We start from the raw sequence: 18,446 nt of genomic DNA on the forward strand, positions 1-18,446 counted from the left end.
TCGCCAGAAGGCTCTGGCGAACACTGCCACAAGGTTTGGTAAGGCATAGCCTGTGGAAAACGCTACCTCACATGTAATAGACACACAACAATTAAATAAGCAGGAAAACTCAGTCCTCGGCCTTGAGCGGGCCGTCTCCGGCCAGGAGTTCGAGGACCTTGACGGCCTCACCGCGGCGGAGCATGTCGTGGCTGCGCTCGTTGCGCCGGTTGCGCAGGCACCCGTAGCAAGAGGTCTCCTCACCGCAGTCGCAGCTGGACATCCGCTTCAGCGCGGTCTCCACGACGACGTCCAGCGAGTCGGCGATCCGCGTCACCGAGCCCGCTCCGCCCGGCACGGCGTCGTAGACCACCAGGCCGGTCTGGCCGTCGTGCCCGGGATGGACGGCACCGTCGATGTCGCCCCTGCTGATCTCCAGCCCGTCGGCGGCCCCTTCGAGTAGGGCGTACAAGGTGGAGATCCACTGCGGCCCGGACAGCGACAGGGACTCCAGCCGCAGTTCCATGATGTCGGTCTCGTAGCTGTGCGCCAAAGAGCGCCAGCGCAGCGTGCCCGTGCACTCCGACTGCCGCATCGGGTGCAGGTGAGCGGTGGCCTTTTTTCCCTTGCCGAAGTTGGGGGTGGCCCAGCCGCACCAGTCGCAGATCAGATAGCCGCTGCCGGTCGGACCCTCGGCGAGCGCGATCATCTTGCCGCGTGAGCCGGACCGGCACATCACAGCCAATCCACCTGACGAACGCCAGAGTCGCCTGATGGGGTCGTCCGCGAGCGACACCACATGAGTGGCGCCGTTCCAGGAGGTCTTCGGCGGGGCCGTACCGGGTTTCGCCGTCTTGTAATCGGCGACGAAGCCGAACTCCGGCTCGTAGTACTCGCGAGCCTGGAAATCAGCGACGGTGCCGCAGGCTGGACAGACCGGATCGAGCTTCTCGCCGCCCTGCCGGAAGTGCTGGCACTGCTTGCACACGTAGTAGTGGTTGCTGATCAGATCTCGGCCGGGCAGCCGGTAAAGGCCGGCCGACCGCCACAGCACGCCTCCGGCGACCACTTCGGAGCCGGGCGCGTACTCGTAGATCGCGCTGGACAGGTCGCGGTCCAGCGCCAGCCTCGCTCCGACGGAGCTGTCACAGTGCGCGGTACGCAGCTCGACGACGTCGACAGGGAAGCCGTACTTGGGCAGCACGTTCCGGTTGGCCAGGAAGCCGATCAGGTTGCGCCGGGTGATGGTGTTGATAGTCCGCTGGTAACGGTCTGCCTGAGCGAACTTCTTGCCCGCCACGTACTCCTCGATGCGTTGTTCGAAGATGTCGATGTCCTGAGCCATTTCCTGCCGGACCTTCTCCAGGTGGATGCACAACTCGCTCGCCCAGGCTCCCGACTCCACGCCTATCTCCGCCTGTACCGAGGTCGGCAGGATCCGGCGAAGGGACGCGGTGATCTCCTCGGGTACGGGGGTGAGGAAGTACGCGACTCGGGTGCAGGGCGCATCCCCGCCGTCGGCGGCCCGGAAGAACTCACCAGCCGTACGCCAGATCTCCCCGCTGGTCGCTTTGGCGTGCCGGAAGAACGCCGCGATCGCCACCGAGTGCGCGTGCCTGCGGTCGATCCGCTCGTTGCCCAGCGGCACGTACGGCGCGCGCACCTTGCCCGCGATCATGGTCTCGGGTTCCTGGTAGCGGGACAGGTCGTGCGAGCGGCGCTGGGCGTAGGTCACCACCAGCGCTGCGGAGTCGGCGCGTCGCCCAGCCCGGCCGGCCCGCTGGATGTAGTTGGCCGTGGTCGGCGGCATGTTGCGCAGCATGACCGTCTGCAGCTCGCCCACGTCGACGCCGAGTTCGAACGTCGTCGAGCAGGACAGCACATTCACCTCGCCGCGCAGGAACCGCTGCTGGATGTCGGCGGCCTCGTTACCGGTCCACTGGGCAGTGTGTTCCTGCGCGACCAGCGGGATGGGCGTCATGCTCTGGTAGAGCGCCCGGTAGTGGTCGAGGTCGTCGGCCGCCCACTCCTGGAGGCTGCCCTCGCACTTCAGCGTGGGGCAGATACCGCGTACCGCCACCGTGGTGATACGCCGGCAGAGGTCGCATCGGTACATCTCGGTGGCCGGGGTGAGCCTCAGGCTGCGGTGATCCACCTGGTGGACCACCCCGATCCGGGGAACCTGATCCTTGGGCAGCCAGCCCTCCCTGAGCACGGTCAGGAACTCCCAGCACTTCATGAGCACCCGCCGCGGATCCTCGGTGAAGCCTGCCGCGGAGAGCACCCGCTGGAGGTAATCGAGCCGCCGGTTGCCCCCTCGGGTCGGCACCCAGCTCAGCACTTTCAGCTTGGGCTCTGAACCATCACCGCGTACGTAGATGGGGCCCCGGCGCGGGTCGAAGGCCTCATCGCCGGGATCGACCTCCTCGGGCATGGTGATCGCCCCCTGGGTGCGGAGTGAGCGTGTGAGCTCGCCCAGCAGTGTCCAGACCTCCTCTTCCGAGAGCCCCAGGGAGAGAAACGCCGGAGGGAGTCTCCATCGCGGATCTCGCTCCAGGTCGACCCGGATCAGGCCCCGGCCCTCCAGGGATTGGCGGTCGTCGAGGGCGACCAGCTCGTGCATCACCCAGAGGGAGACGGCGCGCAGCTTCGTCTGTTTACTGTCCTTGCGTTGGAAGACGCCTGCCTTCGTGGCGGCCACGGTCACGTGATGCACCAGGTCCTCGACGGGCACCCGGTCGTCGTCCCTGGTCGCCCGGCGCAGGCCATCCAGCACCAGGCGCCGTCGCTGCAGGTTCGTGTAGCTGTTCTCCAGGTAGGGCGCGAAGAAGGCAGCCTGCTGGCGGCTGTCACTGAACGTCAGCAGCTTGCGACCACCACCCGGTTGATCGGCCGTCTCCTCGTCGGGTGCGGGAGACAGGTCCTGGTAGAGGGCGGTGGCCAGTACGGCCGCTGCGGCGTCGTTCCCACTCTCGAACTGCCTGATCTGACCGGCTCCCCGGGCGCCGCAGGCATGACAGCCGGTGGGTGAGCTGGCCTTTGTGTTCAGCTTCCTGACCGGGCGAAGCCGGGTCTCCTGGCAGCCGCCATATCCGCAGACCAGCGGCGCCGCCGCGTGCAGCGCGCCACATCGGGGACACAGGTGAGCGTCCTGAGCGTCGATCTCGGGGCCAGCCTCCAGCGTTACCTCGTCCTCGTCGACAACCTCGGGAGAGTCACCGAGCAGCAGCCAGGTGCGGGAGTCCTTGTGCTTGATCCGGGGCGTGAAGACCGTGCCGCCCGCGGACATCTCCACCGAACCGATGAGATGGACCGCGCCACAGCGCTTGCAACCGGCGAGCTCGAACATGGCGCCGCTGCAGGAGATACAGACCTCGTGTCTGCCCAGGGAGACGTGCGGACCGGCGCTCGTGAGGCAGGTGAACGCACCCTCGGTCGCGCGGGCGAACAGATGGTAGCGGGCCGAAAGTACCGAAGAGCCCGATCGGTCCTGCACCTGGCTGCCGACCTGCACCAGCGCGGAGAGGCCACCCGCCGGGTCGTCCTGACCGCCGAAGATCAGCTGGGCGAGCTTGTCGAAAGACTGAGGTCCTGCCAGGAGGGCGTTGCGGAGGGCGGCCATCGCGTGCTCGTGGGCGAGGGCCGTACCGGCGTCGGTAAAATCCGCGCCCGCCGAGGCCGCGCGCCAGCACAGCTCCTCGCCGAGGTCCTCGCTTTGGGCCAGTTCCCGGTAGTCCCGGGCCGACAGCGGTCCCCAGAACGGGCCCTCGGGCATGTCCATCCTGGTCGCGCTGACGAGATCCTTGCGGCTCTCGTCGCCGTCCACCCATTCGAAGTCGACGTTGAACAGCTTCCGGGCGAAGTCCATGACCGGGGGCGGCTGGTCTCCCACCGTGGCACTGGTGGCGATGCACTGGAGCCGCTGCAAAGGAGCCACCCGATCGTGCAGGCGGCGCAACAGCATGCCGAGTTCCTCGGCCTTTGCTCCGTCGTAGACATGGGCCTCGTCGAGTGCGATGAACCGCCAGTGCCCGCCGTGCTCGCCCTCGAATAGGTCCATGTCGGCCGGGCGGAGCAGCAGGTATTCCAGCATCGCGTAGTTCGTGAGCAGGATGTGCGGAGGGTTGGCGCGCATCTCCTCACGACTGAGCAGCTCGTTCGGAAGCCGCCGCTGTCCGGGGTTGAGCTCCTCGAACTGGGCGCCCCCCTTGAGAGTCTGCTCGGGGGTGTCGCCGGTGTAGCGGCCGAAGGTGATGTACGGCACGGTGGCTAGTAGTTGGCGGAGCCGCTTTAACTGGTCGTTGGCGAGGGCGTTCATCGGGTAAAGCAGGAGCGCCCGCACGCCCGGGCCGAGCTCGCCGTTGGTGTGCTCCTTCGTCAGGGTGTTGAGGATCGGCAGCAGAAAACTCTCGGTCTTACCCGAGCCTGTGCCGGTCGCCACGACCAGATTTCGTCCGGCCACCGCTTTGCGTAGCGCCCGCTCCTGGTGCAGATAAAGAGGGCGATCCAGCGGTAGGGCGGGCCCGCCGAGCATGGCGAATTCCTCGCCCAGCACCCCGGCGGTGATCAGCTCACGGAGCGTGGCCCCGGTCCGATAAGGCGGCGTCGCTTCGAGCAACGGCCCCTTGGTGAGCATCGGACTGTCCGCGATCTCCGCTGCCAACGCTTCGGCGATCTGCGGATCCCGCACAGGCAGAATCGACCGCAGATAACGCCGATAGGTGTCGGTGATGAGCGCACTGGTTTTGAGCGGGTCCACAGTTCACTCCGGGGAGGGCGAGGAAGGGGGTCAGCGTCCGTTCACGTTGGGCCGTCGCGGACGGAGTGGTGTCCTGGGCAGGAACATCCAGATGCCACCCGCGTACTGGATTCCCAGTACGCGGTCTTTGTCGAACAGCCAAGGAAAGTCCGCCTGCTGCTCGGCGTAGTTGTCATTGGTGACGATGGTCGCGTTCTTTCGCGTGGCCAGTTCGACCACCGCGCGATCCGCTTTACCATGCGTTCCGGCCGCGACCTGGATGAATTCGCCATGGCTAATGGCCTGCTGCAGCGCAGGACGCTCGGCTTCATCAAGTTGGTGTCGAAGAGCGGGATCGACGAACACGTCGACCGAGGCGCCGGGGTGCTCGTTCTTCAGAGCGGTGATCGCCTCGACGAGCTGCGCGAGGCTGGGCCGCTCACCGCGAGTTAAGGGAGTACGGAGCCAGGCGATGTTGGATCCGTCGATCACGAATCTCGGGCTGGAAGTTGGCGGCGTAGGAGTGGCCGTCTCTGGAGCGAGGTTGACCTGCTGGAGGGGAGCGGATTGGGCGGCACTGAACTGCGGGAAGGCTGAGGGCAAGGGGGAAGGGGAGACTCGCAACGGCGGTGTGAGGCTGAGCTCGCGGAGCTGCAGTTTGATCTCCTCCGGAGAGAGTGAGCCGCCGTGGGTGAATTCCTTCACCTCCTGGTCGAGAACCACCTCGCAGGTCTTGGCCAGCGTGGCCTTGACCTTGAGCAGTCCGTCGTCCGTGTAGGTGTACTTGAGCAGAAATTCGGCTTCCTCACGGGGGAGTGGCCGCGGATATTCCAGTCGCAAGGTGGTGAGCTGGAAATTCTCCTCGTCATCCAGGGGCTTCTCAGGATCGGCTTCCCAGACCGGGATGGAAAGGCGAGGACGGAAGTCATCGATCGGCGTGTAGCTCTTCTCGCGAATGATCGGAAGAGGTGAGCGCTCGGGGACGATGGTGCTGAAGACTTTTTTACCGGTTTTCTTGTCCGTGGTGCTGGTGCCAAGCGCATACATGGAAGAAACCCGCAACACGCTGTCGATCTCGCGATCAAAGATTGCTGCGGCCAGTGCTGCGCCACGGGCAACCGCCGTCATCGGCTCGCACAGCCTCGGGTCCACGGTCTCGTCGTCCATGAGCCGTTCGACCGCCTGCCGGACACACGGCATCTGGCTGGTGCCGCCAATCATGAGGATGTCGTCAATCTCGATCGGGTCTATTCCGAGGTCATTCAGACACATCCGGATAGGCTGCAGCGCGCGTTCTACTAGATCTCCAATCACGCTTTCGATCTCATCCCGGGTTACCTGAACAGTTCGCGAACCAACGTTGACCAGTACTGACTCTTCCACAGAGAGGCGGATCTTGGTGCGCTCCACTGCAAGTGCGAAATTTCGTTCTTCGGCCGTGCTGAGCTCCGGAACTCTGCCGTTCTTACGGATGATGAGGTCGCGAATCCTCTCGTCTATCTCGATGCCGCCGAGTTGGGTTATGCCTCGTGAAGCTTTCTCGTGGAAGAAGCCATCAATGTGTTCTAGGACGGTGACATCGATGGTTCCACCGCCCCAATCGAATACCATGATCGTGCCGTTTTGTTGGATGTAGTGAGTGTAAGCAAGCGCGGCTGCGGTGGGTTCGTTGAGGAGCGCTTTAACCTGAATACCTGCCGCAGTGGCTGCGGCGCGCGTGCGGAAGCGAGCGCCGCCCTTTGCATTTGCGGGCACAGTGATTACTGAGCTGTCAATCTCAGTAAGGCGGCTCCGAGCTCGTTCACGCATAGCCGAGAAGACACCGGCGGCTACAGTGGTGGCTGGGAAGCGACGGGCACCTATTTGTAGGCCGCCTTCACTTTTGAGCATGCGCTTGCAAGCTTCGATGACATGCTGGGATCGAAGCTTTGCTTCCCAGCCGTAGAGTATTCCTGGGCGAAGCGCGCTCTGTCCGGCTACTGAAGGGAAGAGACTTTCAAATGATGGATAGAACCAATCTGAATCTAAGTGATCGATATCAAGATCGAGCACCTCAACCTCTATGCCATTCCATTGTGCGACGACCGAATTTGTCGTTCCGAAGTCGATGCCGGTAGCCATGCCTACTCCTGGTCGGCCGTGACGTTCTTCTGTACGTCGCTTCTCCGCACGGGTTTTTGTCCCCTGGAGTGTTGGTGATTATTCGTGACGAACTTCACCTGGCCTGGTTGAATGATCTGCCCAGTAAGTGCGTCGACATAAGCAGGAGACATTACTGCCACGAACTCATCACCATCGTCATCGCCCTGCAAAACGAAATATTCCAGATTTTCGGGCGTGTCAATTCGACGCATCCCGGCTTGCGTCATCCAGTTGGAAACTCGACCTACGATCACTTTCCTTGTTGCTCCAACGTGAAGGAGTTTGTCCAATTCGATGAGCTGCGAAAGGTGTGTTTTTCTTGTATGTAAAACCTCTAGAATCGCCTGCCGTACAGTTGTTGAAATCTGTTGGCGGGACGGTGTGCTCCCCTCTCTGTGACCTTCTAGGATTTTGGCGGTTTGCTTGGTGAATTCCGAGAGCAAATAGGCGGGGTCTAGTAATTTTGACTTCAGTTCAGCCCTAAGCGTTTCTATTTCAATCTTGAAATGCTGATTCAGCTCCGCTCGAACTCGCATTTCAATTCTGCTACGCTCCGCGGCGCGTAGCTCTCGACTTAACTCTTGGCGGACTTCTTTGCGGATTTTTACAGACAGCTCCGACTCTAGTTTATTTCTAATCTCTTCGATCATGCCGGGGGTGGGTTTATTTTTTTTCTCTGTATTAGCGGGTTTTCCTGCACCTTTAGGGCGAGATGCTTCTTTTCTCATTTTCGACCGTTCGCAGAGTTTGGCTGTCAATGAAGTCTATGAGTAGGTCGGGGGCTGAAAGGGATTTTATAAATTGTAGGTCCTCTTGGCCTGTTGTGGTTTGACGAAGAAGCGGCTGAAGCGGGGGAAGTAGTGCTAAGGAGCGTTCTTTGGGGAAGTTGAAGATAGATGGGTCCAGCGGAAGAACAAAGAAGGGGGTGCCGAACTTTTCGGCACTTGATATTCGTTTCCAAGCATCATTTAATATAGAAAGTGTGTCAATGTCATCACGGTAATTTAAACTTAATTCACGCCAGCGCTCATTCCAGTTTAGATCACCATGAGGAACCCCCAGCATGAAATAAGGGTTCTCCCAAAATTCGCGATTGTTTGTGGATGTCACACTCCGTTCGCGGATCAGTGCAAGGTTGGCTTCGGCCGCCGGAGAAGTCTTGACAATGTCGGACAGGAGTTTTATGGATTTTTCAAGGTTCTCGTGTTTTCGGACATCGGGTCGCTGAGCAAGGTAAGCCAACAAATTGCTGATCTCAGCTCGGAGCGAAGGAGAAACGTCGTTCGCCTTCGCCAGGCTTTCGGCCTGCTTCTCGGCCCGATCGATCCGGCCCGCCAGGATCAAGTCGTAAGCGGCACAGAACGCGTACCAGGCATGAAACTCGCTGTGTGTGGCGTTGATCAACTCGGATCCGCGGGATGCCATGGATCCTCGCTGCTCGTCGTCATCGCGGACTGACGCGGCCCACTGCTCGACGAGGAGGCGCCAGAGTCCCCGGTCCGCGGTGATGTGCTCCGGCCACCAGCCGCCCCGGGCGCCTTCCAGGATCTCGTTGAGCAGCGTCCGCTGGGCAGGCGGCAGCGCGGCCCGCAGATCGAAGAGACCGTCCGTGATTCCGGCATAGAGGTCGCTCAGTTTCTCCAGCACCTCGTCACCGGTGACGGCTTCTCCGTTGAGGAAAGCATGTCGAGCCATGCTCTCCTGCCAGCCGAGATGCTCCGCGTCGGTGTGGGAGATCGATAAGGGCGCAAGACGCGCACGCAGATAAATTGCTTCGTGTCTGTCTTTGCGGTAGTCCCATGGTTTGTCGTCTTGGCCCATCACTCCCATGTCGATGAGATCGTCCACAATCGGCATCGGGAGCCGGGAGATGATCGGGATGACCTCTTCCGGATTCACCTGGGCAGGATGACCCAGGACAGCGAGGTAGAGGCGCCAGTAGATGTCGCCCTCCAGCGAGGCCGGATCGAGCGGGCGCACGGTGCCGAACTGTGGGCGGGGTGCCGCGAGAAGCGCTACCCGCCGGATACCTCGTTCGCTCATCCAGGGGATGCCGGCCTCGAGCAGCCGTCGGAGATGCGTGACGAGTTGGGTCGGGTCGAGGTCGGTGAGAGCTGTCCTCAACGCTGAAGGCAGGGTCGGGTCAGGGATCTCTTCTATGGATCGGCTGATGACATCGTGGTAGTCGCGCTCTGCGTTGGGGATGTCCCGAAGAAGCCCGGCCAGAGACTGACGGATGGTGATGACGGTATCCGCTGCTTGGATTCCGAGACGAGCCCAGCCTTCCATCACAGGGTCCACAGCGATTGCTCCAGACCTTGCCGCCCGTTTTCGAGCACGGCGCTCAAGCTCGGCCGCGACCAGCTCTGCCTGTGAGGGGATGTTGAGCAATGAGTGCTCCATATTGATGCGAACAGTGTCAAGTAAGCGTGGCCATAAATGCTAACCGCACGCATGTGGTCAGCAGAGCCAAGCTCTACTGGGCGGTTCCATTGGCATGGCCGGCGATGAGAAGCTCCGCGAGTACGAGGTCAATCGTGGTCAAATCTGGCGAGACCTTCGATAAGGCCCGCCAGAGCGGACGGAACTCTTTTTCCAGGTGGCGGCAACCCTTGTGCCCTCGGGCGGAGATCCTGGCTATCAGCGCGAACGCGATGGACAGCGCCGGTAGCGTCAGCCAGCCGTCGCGGCGGCGTGGATGGCAGCGGGCCTCGATGTGGCGCTCCAGCCCTCGGTAGTCAGTGAGCCTGATGCTCATGGCCTCGCGGAGCACGCGAGCGGCATGGTCAGCCACGTCACGTGCGTCGTAGCTGGTGCGCTTGTCGAACAGTTGCCGGGCGGCGGCGACGCGGGTGTCCGCGTCGAGCAAGGCGGAAGGCACGACACGGGCCGCGCTCCACAAGCTTTCAAGCTCTTCGGGACTCTGCCGCGCCATCCATTCGGCCTCGGGGCCGAACCTGCCGACCTCGGCATACGGATCCTCCTGCCCGCTGAGCAGCAAAACAGCCGTCTCACCGCACTGGGCCTCGATGCTCGCGAGCAGTTCGGACTCCTCGGTTGCCTGGGTGGGCAGCGTAGAGCTGGTGAGCAGCGCCGCGATCGCCGGGGACTTACGCCATAAGGAGACGTCGGACTCCTGGTATTCGTGCACCGGAGCGGCGGCGAGGCCCGTGGTGATCAGGGCGACGATGGCCCGGTCGGGCGGCAACGCCGCCTGCGGGAGCAACTGAATCGCCGAGGGGTGTCGTCGCAGGACGACTCCGGTCTCCTCGATCCGGCGCCTGGCGGACGGGTAGTCGATGCGGTTGGCCAGATCGACGATCGTCCAGAGCCGGTCCAGCTTGGAGACCTCTGAGGGGAGGTCGTTCGTCCCGGCGAGATAGCCGGAGACTGCGGCCTCCTCCCCATCTGCTCCGCCGTAACGGCCGGGAGCTTCGCAGGTGAAGGTATCGCGAGGGTGGGGCCAGCGCGGCCATTCCTCCCAGAGCCAGGGATCTTGGATGGCGAGCCGTACGTGCATCCGTCCGGCGTCGACTAGATGCGCGGGGAGGAGGACCGAGCAGTCTTTCTCCACCGGCAGGATTTCGGCCTCCCGCCAAGGGGCGGTCGTCAGATAGATCCCGGCCGTCAGGCCATCGATCCAGACACCGTTCTCCAGCATCAGCCGATCTCCGTGGTAGGTGATCGCTGAAGCGAGCTTGGACGGTCGGACGGCGGCGACGGGCAGTGCGCGGCCCAGGAACGGCAGGATGAGATCGGCGCTGTGATGGGTCTTCAACGTGTCACCGGCGCGCTTGAGGTGATAGCGGCCTCGACCAGACGGGGACACTTCCTGTATCGACACGCCGCCGACCAGGATCTCGATTGGCGGAAGCCGATCGACACCGGGGATTTCGACGCGGAGGGACTCAAGGTTCTCTACCTCCTCGGTCACCAGGCGTAAGGGTCCCGCATGCCAGCGAGGGCTTTGCTCGATCTCCTCGACCAGCACCCTCATGTGCGGCGGGGTGACGATGAACGGTTCGATGTCCCGATCGGTGCTGCAGGTTATGACGTGTTCGTGCTCGCGAGAGGTGAACGCGAGCACAGCCGGTTCTACCCTCATACCGGGACCGGTGGTCAGCTTTGCCTCCCCTGAGGCCAGTCCTCCGTGGCCAAATAGGCGGATCTGGGGAGTGCACCGGGAGGTGAGGCTTTCGGCGATGACGATTGAACGGCGCGTGTTGCGGCCAATGGGACCTCGAACCGTGATCTCGAAGGCGCCGAGAACCGGCCGGGACAGCGTCGCCCACAACTCCTGCGAGATCTCGGTGGGCTCGTCGACGGTGAAGGTCCCGGTAAAGACACTGCGGCCACCGCCGGCCGGGCGGATGTCGACCAGCCAGTTGGCCTCCCGCTCGGCGGGCAGCCAGATCGATGGGAGTTCGGCGAACACGGCGGAGCCGTACGGGGTAGTCACCCCGGTGATGGGCGCACCGGTCACGACGCGCGGCTTGCTGTGTCCGCGCACGGGGTGACGAGCACCGCCATCCAGGCCCAGCCAGGTCGTGCCCTCCAACGAGACCAACATCAGCCGCCAGCCGTCCCAACCAATGGGCAGTGGGCTCTCAGCGATCACCCGCGGTGCGACGTCGGCGACCGGCTCCTGGCTAGCCGGGTGGAGCAGCCAGACGGTGTCTGGCGGAAGAGCCAGATGACTGGGAAGGTGCCTGCCGTCCTCGGTGAAGACCAAGAGCGGGTCGGCCGGATCCACGATCTCCAGCTCAACCTCGTGGGTGGAGCCGTACAGCGAGACCTGCGCCCTTCTGGTGGGCTGGATCACCGCGAACGTCGTGCTGGGCGCGCCCTCAGCGGTGCCCACCCAGAGTGACCGGCTGCGAACGATGTTCTGCAGCCCGTCGACTGTCACGTTCCAGCGCGCCGTTCCGTCGGGGGCGTCTCCGACGGGAGAAAGCGCCACCTGGACGCCCTGCCCGAAAGGATCGAGGCTCAGCCGAGGTCGTTCGGTACGGCTCCGCTTCACCTCGGCCGATCCGTGTCGCCGCAGTTCGAGCTTGCCTTGGCTGTCGAGGCGCCGAACCTCCTCGACGAACCGAGTAGGCAGGCCAAGAGCGTCCAGGTCGGGATCGGAGGAATGGAGTCGGTCTAACAAGTCGAAGCAGCGGTCGAGGACATCCACGGCGTAGTCGGTGCCGTGGCGGATGAACCGCCGGGCCGGCTCGTCCAGGCTGTTGAGCCGATGCTCGCGGCCGACGGCCCAGGTGAGCAGCGCTTCTGCGTCCAGCGAGGGGTCCAGAGCACGTCGCTGCAGAAGGAGCCGGAAGAAGTCCTCCAGGCAGAAGGTCGGAATGCCCGCGTGCATCACAATCGGACCGACGTACTTCAGATGCATCTCGGAGAAGGTGGGCAGCCCGAAGGTCTTCAGCGCGCGAAGGAAGCCGTCGCCCCACGCCTTCTGGTCCTGGAGAGTGCCGTGCGGGTGGCCGGAGGCTTTCCACCAGTGTGGCCAGAAGGTGCCCTGGTGGTAGTCCGTGGCGGCTACCCCGGACAGAGTGACCGCTACGCATCCGGGCCAGCGGTCGAACAGCGTCTGGAACCGCCCTTTGTTGACCTTGAAGCGGTATGTCTCACCCAGGGCTGCTGCGGCTTCGGCAAGGGTCTTCTCACTCACTTCGACCTCAGTGATGAGCGAGACGCCCCGAAGCCGGGGCTTCCACTCGGTTTCAAGAACGTCGAGGAGTTCGGATGGCTGTGTCCGAGTAGATGAACCGAGGCTACCGATCTGTGACATGTCGTTACACCGTGTCCGTCAAGGCCAGAGAGCGATGGAGGCGCCGTGCTGCACAGGCTAAAGAGTTAGTCGCCATATCACGTCGAGCGTTACATAGATGAAGCTTCAATCTCAGCATCGGAAAGGTTGCTTCGAGCTATTCCTCGGTTGATGCCAGGTGCAAGTAAAGCAGTTGTTTATGCTATTCACAACCAATAATTGCTGTTAGGTGCGGTTGAGTAGCTGTCTGTAGAGCTGGCCCCGGTACGTGTCTTCTTCGGTCTGCAAGGAGCGGTTCGAAAGCCGCGGGGAGGTCGCCCGATGAGGGCTCAGACAGCTTTCAACGCATCATGTAGGGTGCGGGCTTCCCTGTGGGCGGGCCAGTGGTTCTGAAGCTCGTTGTCCAGGGTATGCAGCTCGCGCATGATCCGTGCCGAGTCGGTCTGGCGGGCGATGGTGAGTGCGGTGAGTCCCAGGTGGGTGGCTCGGCTCGGGTCGGGCTGGCTGGCCTGTGAGACGGCGAGGGCGAGTTTTGCGGTGAGGTGTCCACGGTCCCGGGTGAGGTGCTCGCCCGTTGCGGCGATCCTGTTCTCCAGGAGGGTGACAGCCGTGTCCGCGCGTCCGGCGGCGCGGTGGCAGACCGCGCTCTGCTCACAGAGCGTGTCCAGGTCATAGTGGTGCAGGTAGACCGGCGCGTTCGGATCGCTGACGTGTGGATGGTCGTTCAGGAGATCGGCGGCCTCGTCCAGGAGGGCGAAGCAGCGGTCATACTCGCCGAGCATGGCGTGTCCGCGAGCCTGCTGCTGGCCGGCCAGTGCGCGGAGTTTCGGGTCGAGCGGGCCAGGGGAGCGGCGGGCGGCCGTGGCCAACTGAACGACGGCTGCCGGGTCGTCGGTGAGGCAGGCAATATTGGATTCACGGACGAGTAGGTAAGCGGCCATCTGAAGGTCACCGGCGCACTGTGCCCATTCGGCCGCGAGACGCGACCAGTGCCGTGCCGCGTCAAGATTGCCGATGTCCTGGTGCAGCCAACCGGCCATCTCCCCGTACTGGGCGAGGATCTGGAAGAGCGGCTCCACGTTCGCTGACCGTGCGCCGCGTCGCAGCTCGTTCAGCACCTCGATGTGTGCCATCAACGGCCGGAGCAGCAGCCGGGGGCCGAGCATCTTGTCGGCGGTGTAGTGCTCTGCCAGCAGGCGGCGGAAGTAGTCGATGACGTCAGCGTCAACCCGGGTGGGTTGCTCGATCGCGCGGGCGATCCGTTCGGTCTGGGCAATGTCGACGGTCCCGGGAAGGACTGAAGAGAGCGCACCGGTGGCGAGCAGCTGGGCGAACTCGCGTCGCGACATGGTCACGTGGACGCTCCCTCCGTCAGGCGTTCGCAACTCCAGCATGACCGGTCCGTCGTTGGAGGCGCCACCGGGCGGAGCGATTGATCTCGTTGTGGTGTCACAGCTGATCGCTTCGCGTAACGAGATCAGCATTCCCTGTGCGTTGAGTAGGCGATCGAGCTGCCGGACCTGCTCCAGTGGGATGAGGATCTCGCCGTTCTCCGCCCGGGAAAGGCGCGTGTAGTCGTACAGCGCCAGCTTGCCGAGTTCGCGCAGCGACATTTTCGCCTGCCCGCGCAGATGTCGCAGGACCATTCCGAACATGTTCGCCGCCGCGCTGATCGGACCGGACTCCATGGCGGGGCTCCCTTCGAGCGTTGCCGCAACGGTGCGGCAACACCGCCCCTCTGGGCAGCGGCTCACCGTTAGGAAACTCTAAGTAAGAAATTGATCGCGCTAAGTGTAACGCCTGACGGTGATCTTCACCCGGACATGGGGAGGTGCGACGTGGTCCCGCATTGGATGCTCGACGCCGACACTCGAATCGACGACTGGAAACCTCTCGGTGGTTACCAAGTCCTCGTACGTGTCCTTCAGGCCGGTACGGCTTCGCGCCGTGCCCGCTCGGTCATCCGCGAGGTGCTTTCACGGGCTGGAGGCGACCACCAGGAAATCGACGACGCAGAGAATGCCGTGGCCGAACTCGCTGCCAACGCCGAAGAGCACGGCCGGCCCCCCTTCGAGCTGCGCATCGTCTTCGTGGACGGTGAGCCGTCGTGGTGCGAGGTGGTCGACGCCGATCGCAACCTCAAAGGCGTCTCCGCCACCCTTGATCAGCTGCGCGCCTGCGGTGACGAACCCGATTTGAGCTTGTTTGAGGAGCGCGGCCGGGGCCTGTTGTTGGTGCATGCGCTGTCGGCAGGCCGCTGTTGGGTGTACCCGACCAGGATGTGCGCCACCGCGACTCTCGGCAAGGCCATTGGTTTCGTGCTGCCCGCCAAGACCGGTCCGTGTCCGAGTGCCCCCGTGCAGGACGACGGACCGCCCCGGAAGGCCGGTGTCCACCTTCCCCCACAACCGTGGGCGCCGGCCTTCCTCGACCACCGCCAGCACCTCTGACGCCAGGACCGGCGGCGATGACAGGCCTCGCCGCCGGTCCCGGGTCCGGTGCTTAACGAGGCGTACGCGGCGAAGATCACCCGGGCTGGAACGTCCTGCATTCTCGTATTGACTACGGGGATGCGCCGTTGGGTGTGCCGGATTTGTCGATGCACATCCAGCGGTCGCTCGACAGAGTGTCGTTCGGCTCGGGGAGTGGGCCACAACTGTGGTGGCGGGCGAAGTCGAAGGGCGTGTGAACCATGACGGACCAGCCCCACTCCCTCGGGTAGCCGACGAAGTCGGGGTGCGGCTCCCTGTCGAACAGGGCGAGCGGGCCGATGCCGATCTACTGTCTGGTCGCGGCGTAGGTGGACTGGCGCGGACCTCAGGAGATTCCGGCCCGAGCGTGACCTTGAAGGCCAGGGTGCTTCCATCTCATCGGAGGAAGCCGGGCCCGCCGAGCGTGACATGGGCTCGCTGAACGGTCCGCTGTACTTCGGAACACGTTCCGAAGTACCATGTGGCATGGTTACGCCGACCGTCCCGTTCTCCGACCTGTCAAAGCACTCCAAGCGAGTCGCCGAGACCCTTGATCGCGTTCACCGGGTGCATGTGAAGCGTCGAGACGGAGAAGACCTGTTCATCTCCACCGCACGGCATGACCGGCAGAGAGAGGAGACCGCGGACATCGCGGCCCGTATGGTCGCGGCCCTCCTCGCCAGCGACGAGGGCACCCGCGCCGTCCTGCACGCCCTGCCCACGGTCTTCCCCTGGGTGAGACACCTTTCCCTGGAGGAGAAGAGGGAGTTCGTCCAGGAACTGGTCGACGCCACACGCGACGCGGTCGAGCTGGACGTCCACGCCACCCTGCACCGGCTCATCGTCGAATGGCGTGCCACCGCCCGCGTCCTCGCCGACCCCTCGCTGACCGCACAGCTCACCCGCGCGCTGCCCGATGACGATCACGGTGAGGTGATCGCGCCGTGAGTCCCAAGCGTGGCGACGCGGTGGCCCCGCCGCCGATCGGTGACGAGTGGCACCTGCGGTTCGCCACCAGTGAGGCGGCCAAGGGGTGGGCCGATCTGTGCGCCGAGGCCGCGGGCAACACCCGGCGCTGTTTCGAGGCGCTGCGTGACGCTCCGCTGTCGCAGGACGACCCAGATCGGCAGCACCGTCTGCGAGGCCGTCTCGCCGCCGGGACTCTGGGCGGTCGCGAATACCCGCAGTGGGAGTACGAGGTCACCGCGGGCGGTCGCGTGCGTTACCTCGTCGACGAGTCCCGGCGCACTGTCCACCTCGTCTACGCCTCGACGCGCCACCCCAAGGACACCGACGCCTAACTGCTTGGAAGCCTGAGAGGCCCTCACGTACCGGCGTCCAGGCCGGTGTGGGCGGCGAGGAAGGCGAGCATGTCGGCGGCCAGGTCGACGGCGCGGCCCGCCGAGCGGGAGCCGTGGCCGACGTCGCCCTCGTGGCGCAGCAGGATCGGCCGCGAGCCCGACGTCGCCGCCTGCAGCGCCGCGCACATCTTGCGCGCGTGCATGGGGTCGACCCGGGAGTCGCCGCCGAACGTGGTCAGCAGCGTCGCGGGGTAGTCGACGCCGTCGACGACCCGGTGGTAGGGGGAGTAGCCCAGCAGCCAACCCAGCTGCTCGGGGTCGTCGGCCGAACCGTACTCCGAACGCCACACCGGGCCGAGCCCCGACCGCTCGTACCTGACCATGTCGAGCAGCGGCGCCGAGCAGACGGCGGCGGCGAACAGGTCGGGGCGCTGCGTCAGCGCGGCGCCCACCAGCAGCCCGCCGTTCGACTCGCCGCACGCGCCCAGCCGCGCGGGGGTGGTCCAGCCGTCCGAGACGAGTTTCTCGGCCGCCGCGGCAAAGTCGTCGAAGACGTTCTGCTTGCGCTCCAGCATGCCGTCGCGGTGCCAGGCCGCCCCCTCCTCGCCGCCGCCGCGCAGCTGGGCGAGGGCGAAGACCCCGCCCGCCTCGACCCAGGGCAGGATGTAGCTGGAGTACGACGGCGCGAGCGAGAGCCCGAACCCGCCGTAGCCGTACAGGATCGTGGGCCTGGGGCCCGAGCCCGGGCGGGCCAGCACGACCATCCGCACCGGCGTGCCGTCCGCGGAGGCGCAGACCAGCTGTCGGGCCTCGAGCCTCGGCACCTCCACGGCGCCGGGCGCGGCGCTCCACAGCGACGTCCGCCCGGTGCGCGTGTCGTAGTGGTGCACCCCCGCGGGCGTGACGCTGTCGGTGTAGGTGAACCAGACCTCGTGGCCGCCCTCGGGGCGGGTGGTCATCCCCCCCGCGGAACCGAGGCCGGGCAGCGGCACCGAACCGCGCCGTTTCCCGGTCGCCAGGTCGTGGACGCTGATCTCGCCGACCGCGTGCCGGGTCCAGCCGACGAGGAGCGTCTGCCCGGCGATCGCGAACTCACCGATCACCGCCTCCGGATCCTCGTCGACCAGACCGACCCAGTGCTCGGGGCCCGGCCGCGCCGGGTCGGCCACGCACAGCCGCCCCCGCGGCGCGTCCAGGGTGGTGAGCAGGTACAGGCGCCCGTCGCGACCGACGGCGGGCGCCGTCACCGCGCCCGCCCCCCGCTGGATCACCCGCAGGTCGGGGCGCTCGGGGGAGGAGGACGACAGGTCGGCCAGCCAGAGGTCGTTGCCGTCGCCCGCCATCGCCGAGACCGTCAGCCAGCGGCCGTTGTAGCTGATCCCCAGCCCGTACGAGCGCTCCTCACCCATGATCACGGCGTCGGCCTCGGCGGGGGTGCCGAGCCGGTGCAGACATACCTGGCGGGAGCGGACGTAGAAGAACGCCTTCCCGTCGGGCAGCCACGCCACGGGCGCGTACCGGCAGCGGTCGATCGGGCCGTCCACCACCCGGCGGGTGGTGACGTCCATGACCCGCAGTTCCGAGCGCTCGTCCCCGCTCCTGGACACCTGGTACGCCACCAGCCTGCCGTCCAGGTCGGGCTGCCAGTGGTCGAGCGTGGTCAGCCCGCTCGGGTCGAGCTCCATCGGGTCGAGCAACGTCTCCTCCACCCCGTCGGGGCCGGTGCGGTAGAGGACCGCGTGCTCCTGTGAGGCCGTACGGCGCAGGAAGAACCGGCTGCCGCCGCGCCACATCGGCGTGCCGACCGTCCCGGCCCCGGTCAGCGCGGCCACCCGCGAGTGCCACAGGTGGCGGCCCGGCAGCGTGCCCGCGTGCTCGCGCCAGAGTTCCTCCTGGGCGGCCGTCCAGCTCCGGGTCTCCGGGCTGTCCGGATCCTCCAGCCACCGGTACGGGTCGGGCACGGCGTGGCCGTGGAGGTGGTCGACGATCGGTTGCCGCTCGGCGGGAGGGTAGATCATCGGCTTCCTTCGATGTGGAGAGCTCGG

General features: G+C 64.9%; 10 protein-coding genes. 3 read left to right on the forward strand and 7 right to left on the reverse strand.

Going from position 1 to position 18,446, the window contains the following annotated elements; all coding sequences use genetic code 11:
- Positions 1 to 109 precede the first annotated feature (109 nt).
- The 6 genes from ACTOQ3_RS05315 to ACTOQ3_RS05340 form a co-directional block, all read right to left on the reverse strand.
- Positions 110 to 4,738 (reverse strand): DEAD/DEAH box helicase, encoded by a 4,629-nt coding sequence (locus ACTOQ3_RS05315; RefSeq protein ID WP_440082279.1) that lies wholly within the window; start codon positions 4,736 to 4,738, stop codon positions 110 to 112.
- 30 nt (positions 4,739 to 4,768) lie between these two features.
- Positions 4,769 to 6,838, reverse strand: coding sequence for an Hsp70 family protein (locus ACTOQ3_RS05320; RefSeq protein ID WP_440082280.1), 2,070 nt, complete (start codon positions 6,836 to 6,838; stop codon positions 4,769 to 4,771).
- Positions 6,839 to 6,840: 2 nt separating this feature from the next.
- Complete coding sequence (locus ACTOQ3_RS05325) at positions 6,841 to 7,587, reverse strand: hypothetical protein (RefSeq protein WP_440082281.1); 747 nt, start codon at positions 7,585 to 7,587, stop codon at positions 6,841 to 6,843.
- Complete coding sequence (locus tag ACTOQ3_RS05330) at positions 7,562 to 9,250, reverse strand: hypothetical protein (protein WP_440082282.1); 1,689 nt, start codon at positions 9,248 to 9,250, stop codon at positions 7,562 to 7,564. Before ACTOQ3_RS05330 ends, ACTOQ3_RS05325 begins: the two co-directional genes overlap by 26 nt.
- Positions 9,251 to 9,335: 85 nt before the next feature.
- A complete protein-coding gene (locus ACTOQ3_RS05335) occupies positions 9,336 to 12,530 on the reverse strand; it encodes a hypothetical protein (RefSeq protein WP_440082283.1) in 3,195 nt (1,064 codons plus the stop codon).
- Between the two features lie 428 nt (positions 12,531 to 12,958).
- Positions 12,959 to 14,317, reverse strand: a complete 1,359-nt coding sequence (locus tag ACTOQ3_RS05340; RefSeq protein WP_440082284.1) for a helix-turn-helix domain-containing protein — start codon at positions 14,315 to 14,317, stop codon at positions 12,959 to 12,961.
- Positions 14,318 to 14,482: 165 nt separating this feature from the next.
- Between ACTOQ3_RS05340 and ACTOQ3_RS05345 the strand changes: the two genes are divergently transcribed.
- The 3 genes from ACTOQ3_RS05345 to ACTOQ3_RS05355 all read left to right on the forward strand — a co-directional run bounded on the left by ACTOQ3_RS05345 (position 14,483) and on the right by ACTOQ3_RS05355 (position 16,401).
- On the forward strand, positions 14,483 to 15,079 hold the full coding sequence (locus tag ACTOQ3_RS05345; protein WP_440082285.1) for an ATP-binding protein: 597 nt from the start codon (positions 14,483 to 14,485) through the stop codon (positions 15,077 to 15,079).
- Positions 15,080 to 15,673: 594 nt separating this feature from the next.
- Complete coding sequence (locus tag ACTOQ3_RS05350) at positions 15,674 to 16,048, forward strand: hypothetical protein (protein ID WP_440082286.1); 375 nt, start codon at positions 15,674 to 15,676, stop codon at positions 16,046 to 16,048.
- On the forward strand, positions 16,045 to 16,401 hold the full coding sequence (locus tag ACTOQ3_RS05355) for a hypothetical protein (protein ID WP_362845074.1): 357 nt from the start codon (positions 16,045 to 16,047) through the stop codon (positions 16,399 to 16,401). The genes ACTOQ3_RS05350 and ACTOQ3_RS05355 overlap by 4 nt, the downstream gene beginning before the upstream one ends.
- Before the next feature lie 23 nt (positions 16,402 to 16,424).
- On the opposite strand, the gene ACTOQ3_RS05360 is transcribed toward ACTOQ3_RS05355, so the two are convergent.
- Positions 16,425 to 18,419 (reverse strand): prolyl oligopeptidase family serine peptidase, encoded by a 1,995-nt coding sequence (locus tag ACTOQ3_RS05360; protein ID WP_440082287.1) that lies wholly within the window; start codon positions 18,417 to 18,419, stop codon positions 16,425 to 16,427.
- Positions 18,420 to 18,446: the final 27 nt, after the last annotated feature.

This window comes from Streptosporangium sp. LJ11 (genome assembly GCF_051918945.1).
Classification (GTDB): Bacteria; Actinomycetota; Actinomycetes; order Streptosporangiales; family Streptosporangiaceae; genus Streptosporangium.

What these genes read in the sequence shown, in the direction of transcription:
- ACTOQ3_RS05320 (WP_440082280.1), bottom strand. Translation starts at nt 6,838, where the DNA reads ATGGCTACCGGCATCGACTTCGGAACGACAAATTCGGTCGTCGCACAA.
- ACTOQ3_RS05325 (WP_440082281.1), bottom strand. Translation starts at nt 7,587, where the DNA reads ATGAGAAAAGAAGCATCTCGCCCTAAAGGTGCAGGAAAACCCGCTAAT.
- ACTOQ3_RS05340 (WP_440082284.1), bottom strand. Translation starts at nt 14,317, where the DNA reads ATGGAGTCCGGTCCGATCAGCGCGGCGGCGAACATGTTCGGAATGGTC.
- ACTOQ3_RS05345 (WP_440082285.1), top strand. Translation starts at nt 14,483, where the DNA reads ATGCTCGACGCCGACACTCGAATCGACGACTGGAAACCTCTCGGTGGT.
- ACTOQ3_RS05360 (WP_440082287.1), bottom strand. Translation starts at nt 18,419, where the DNA reads ATGATCTACCCTCCCGCCGAGCGGCAACCGATCGTCGACCACCTCCAC.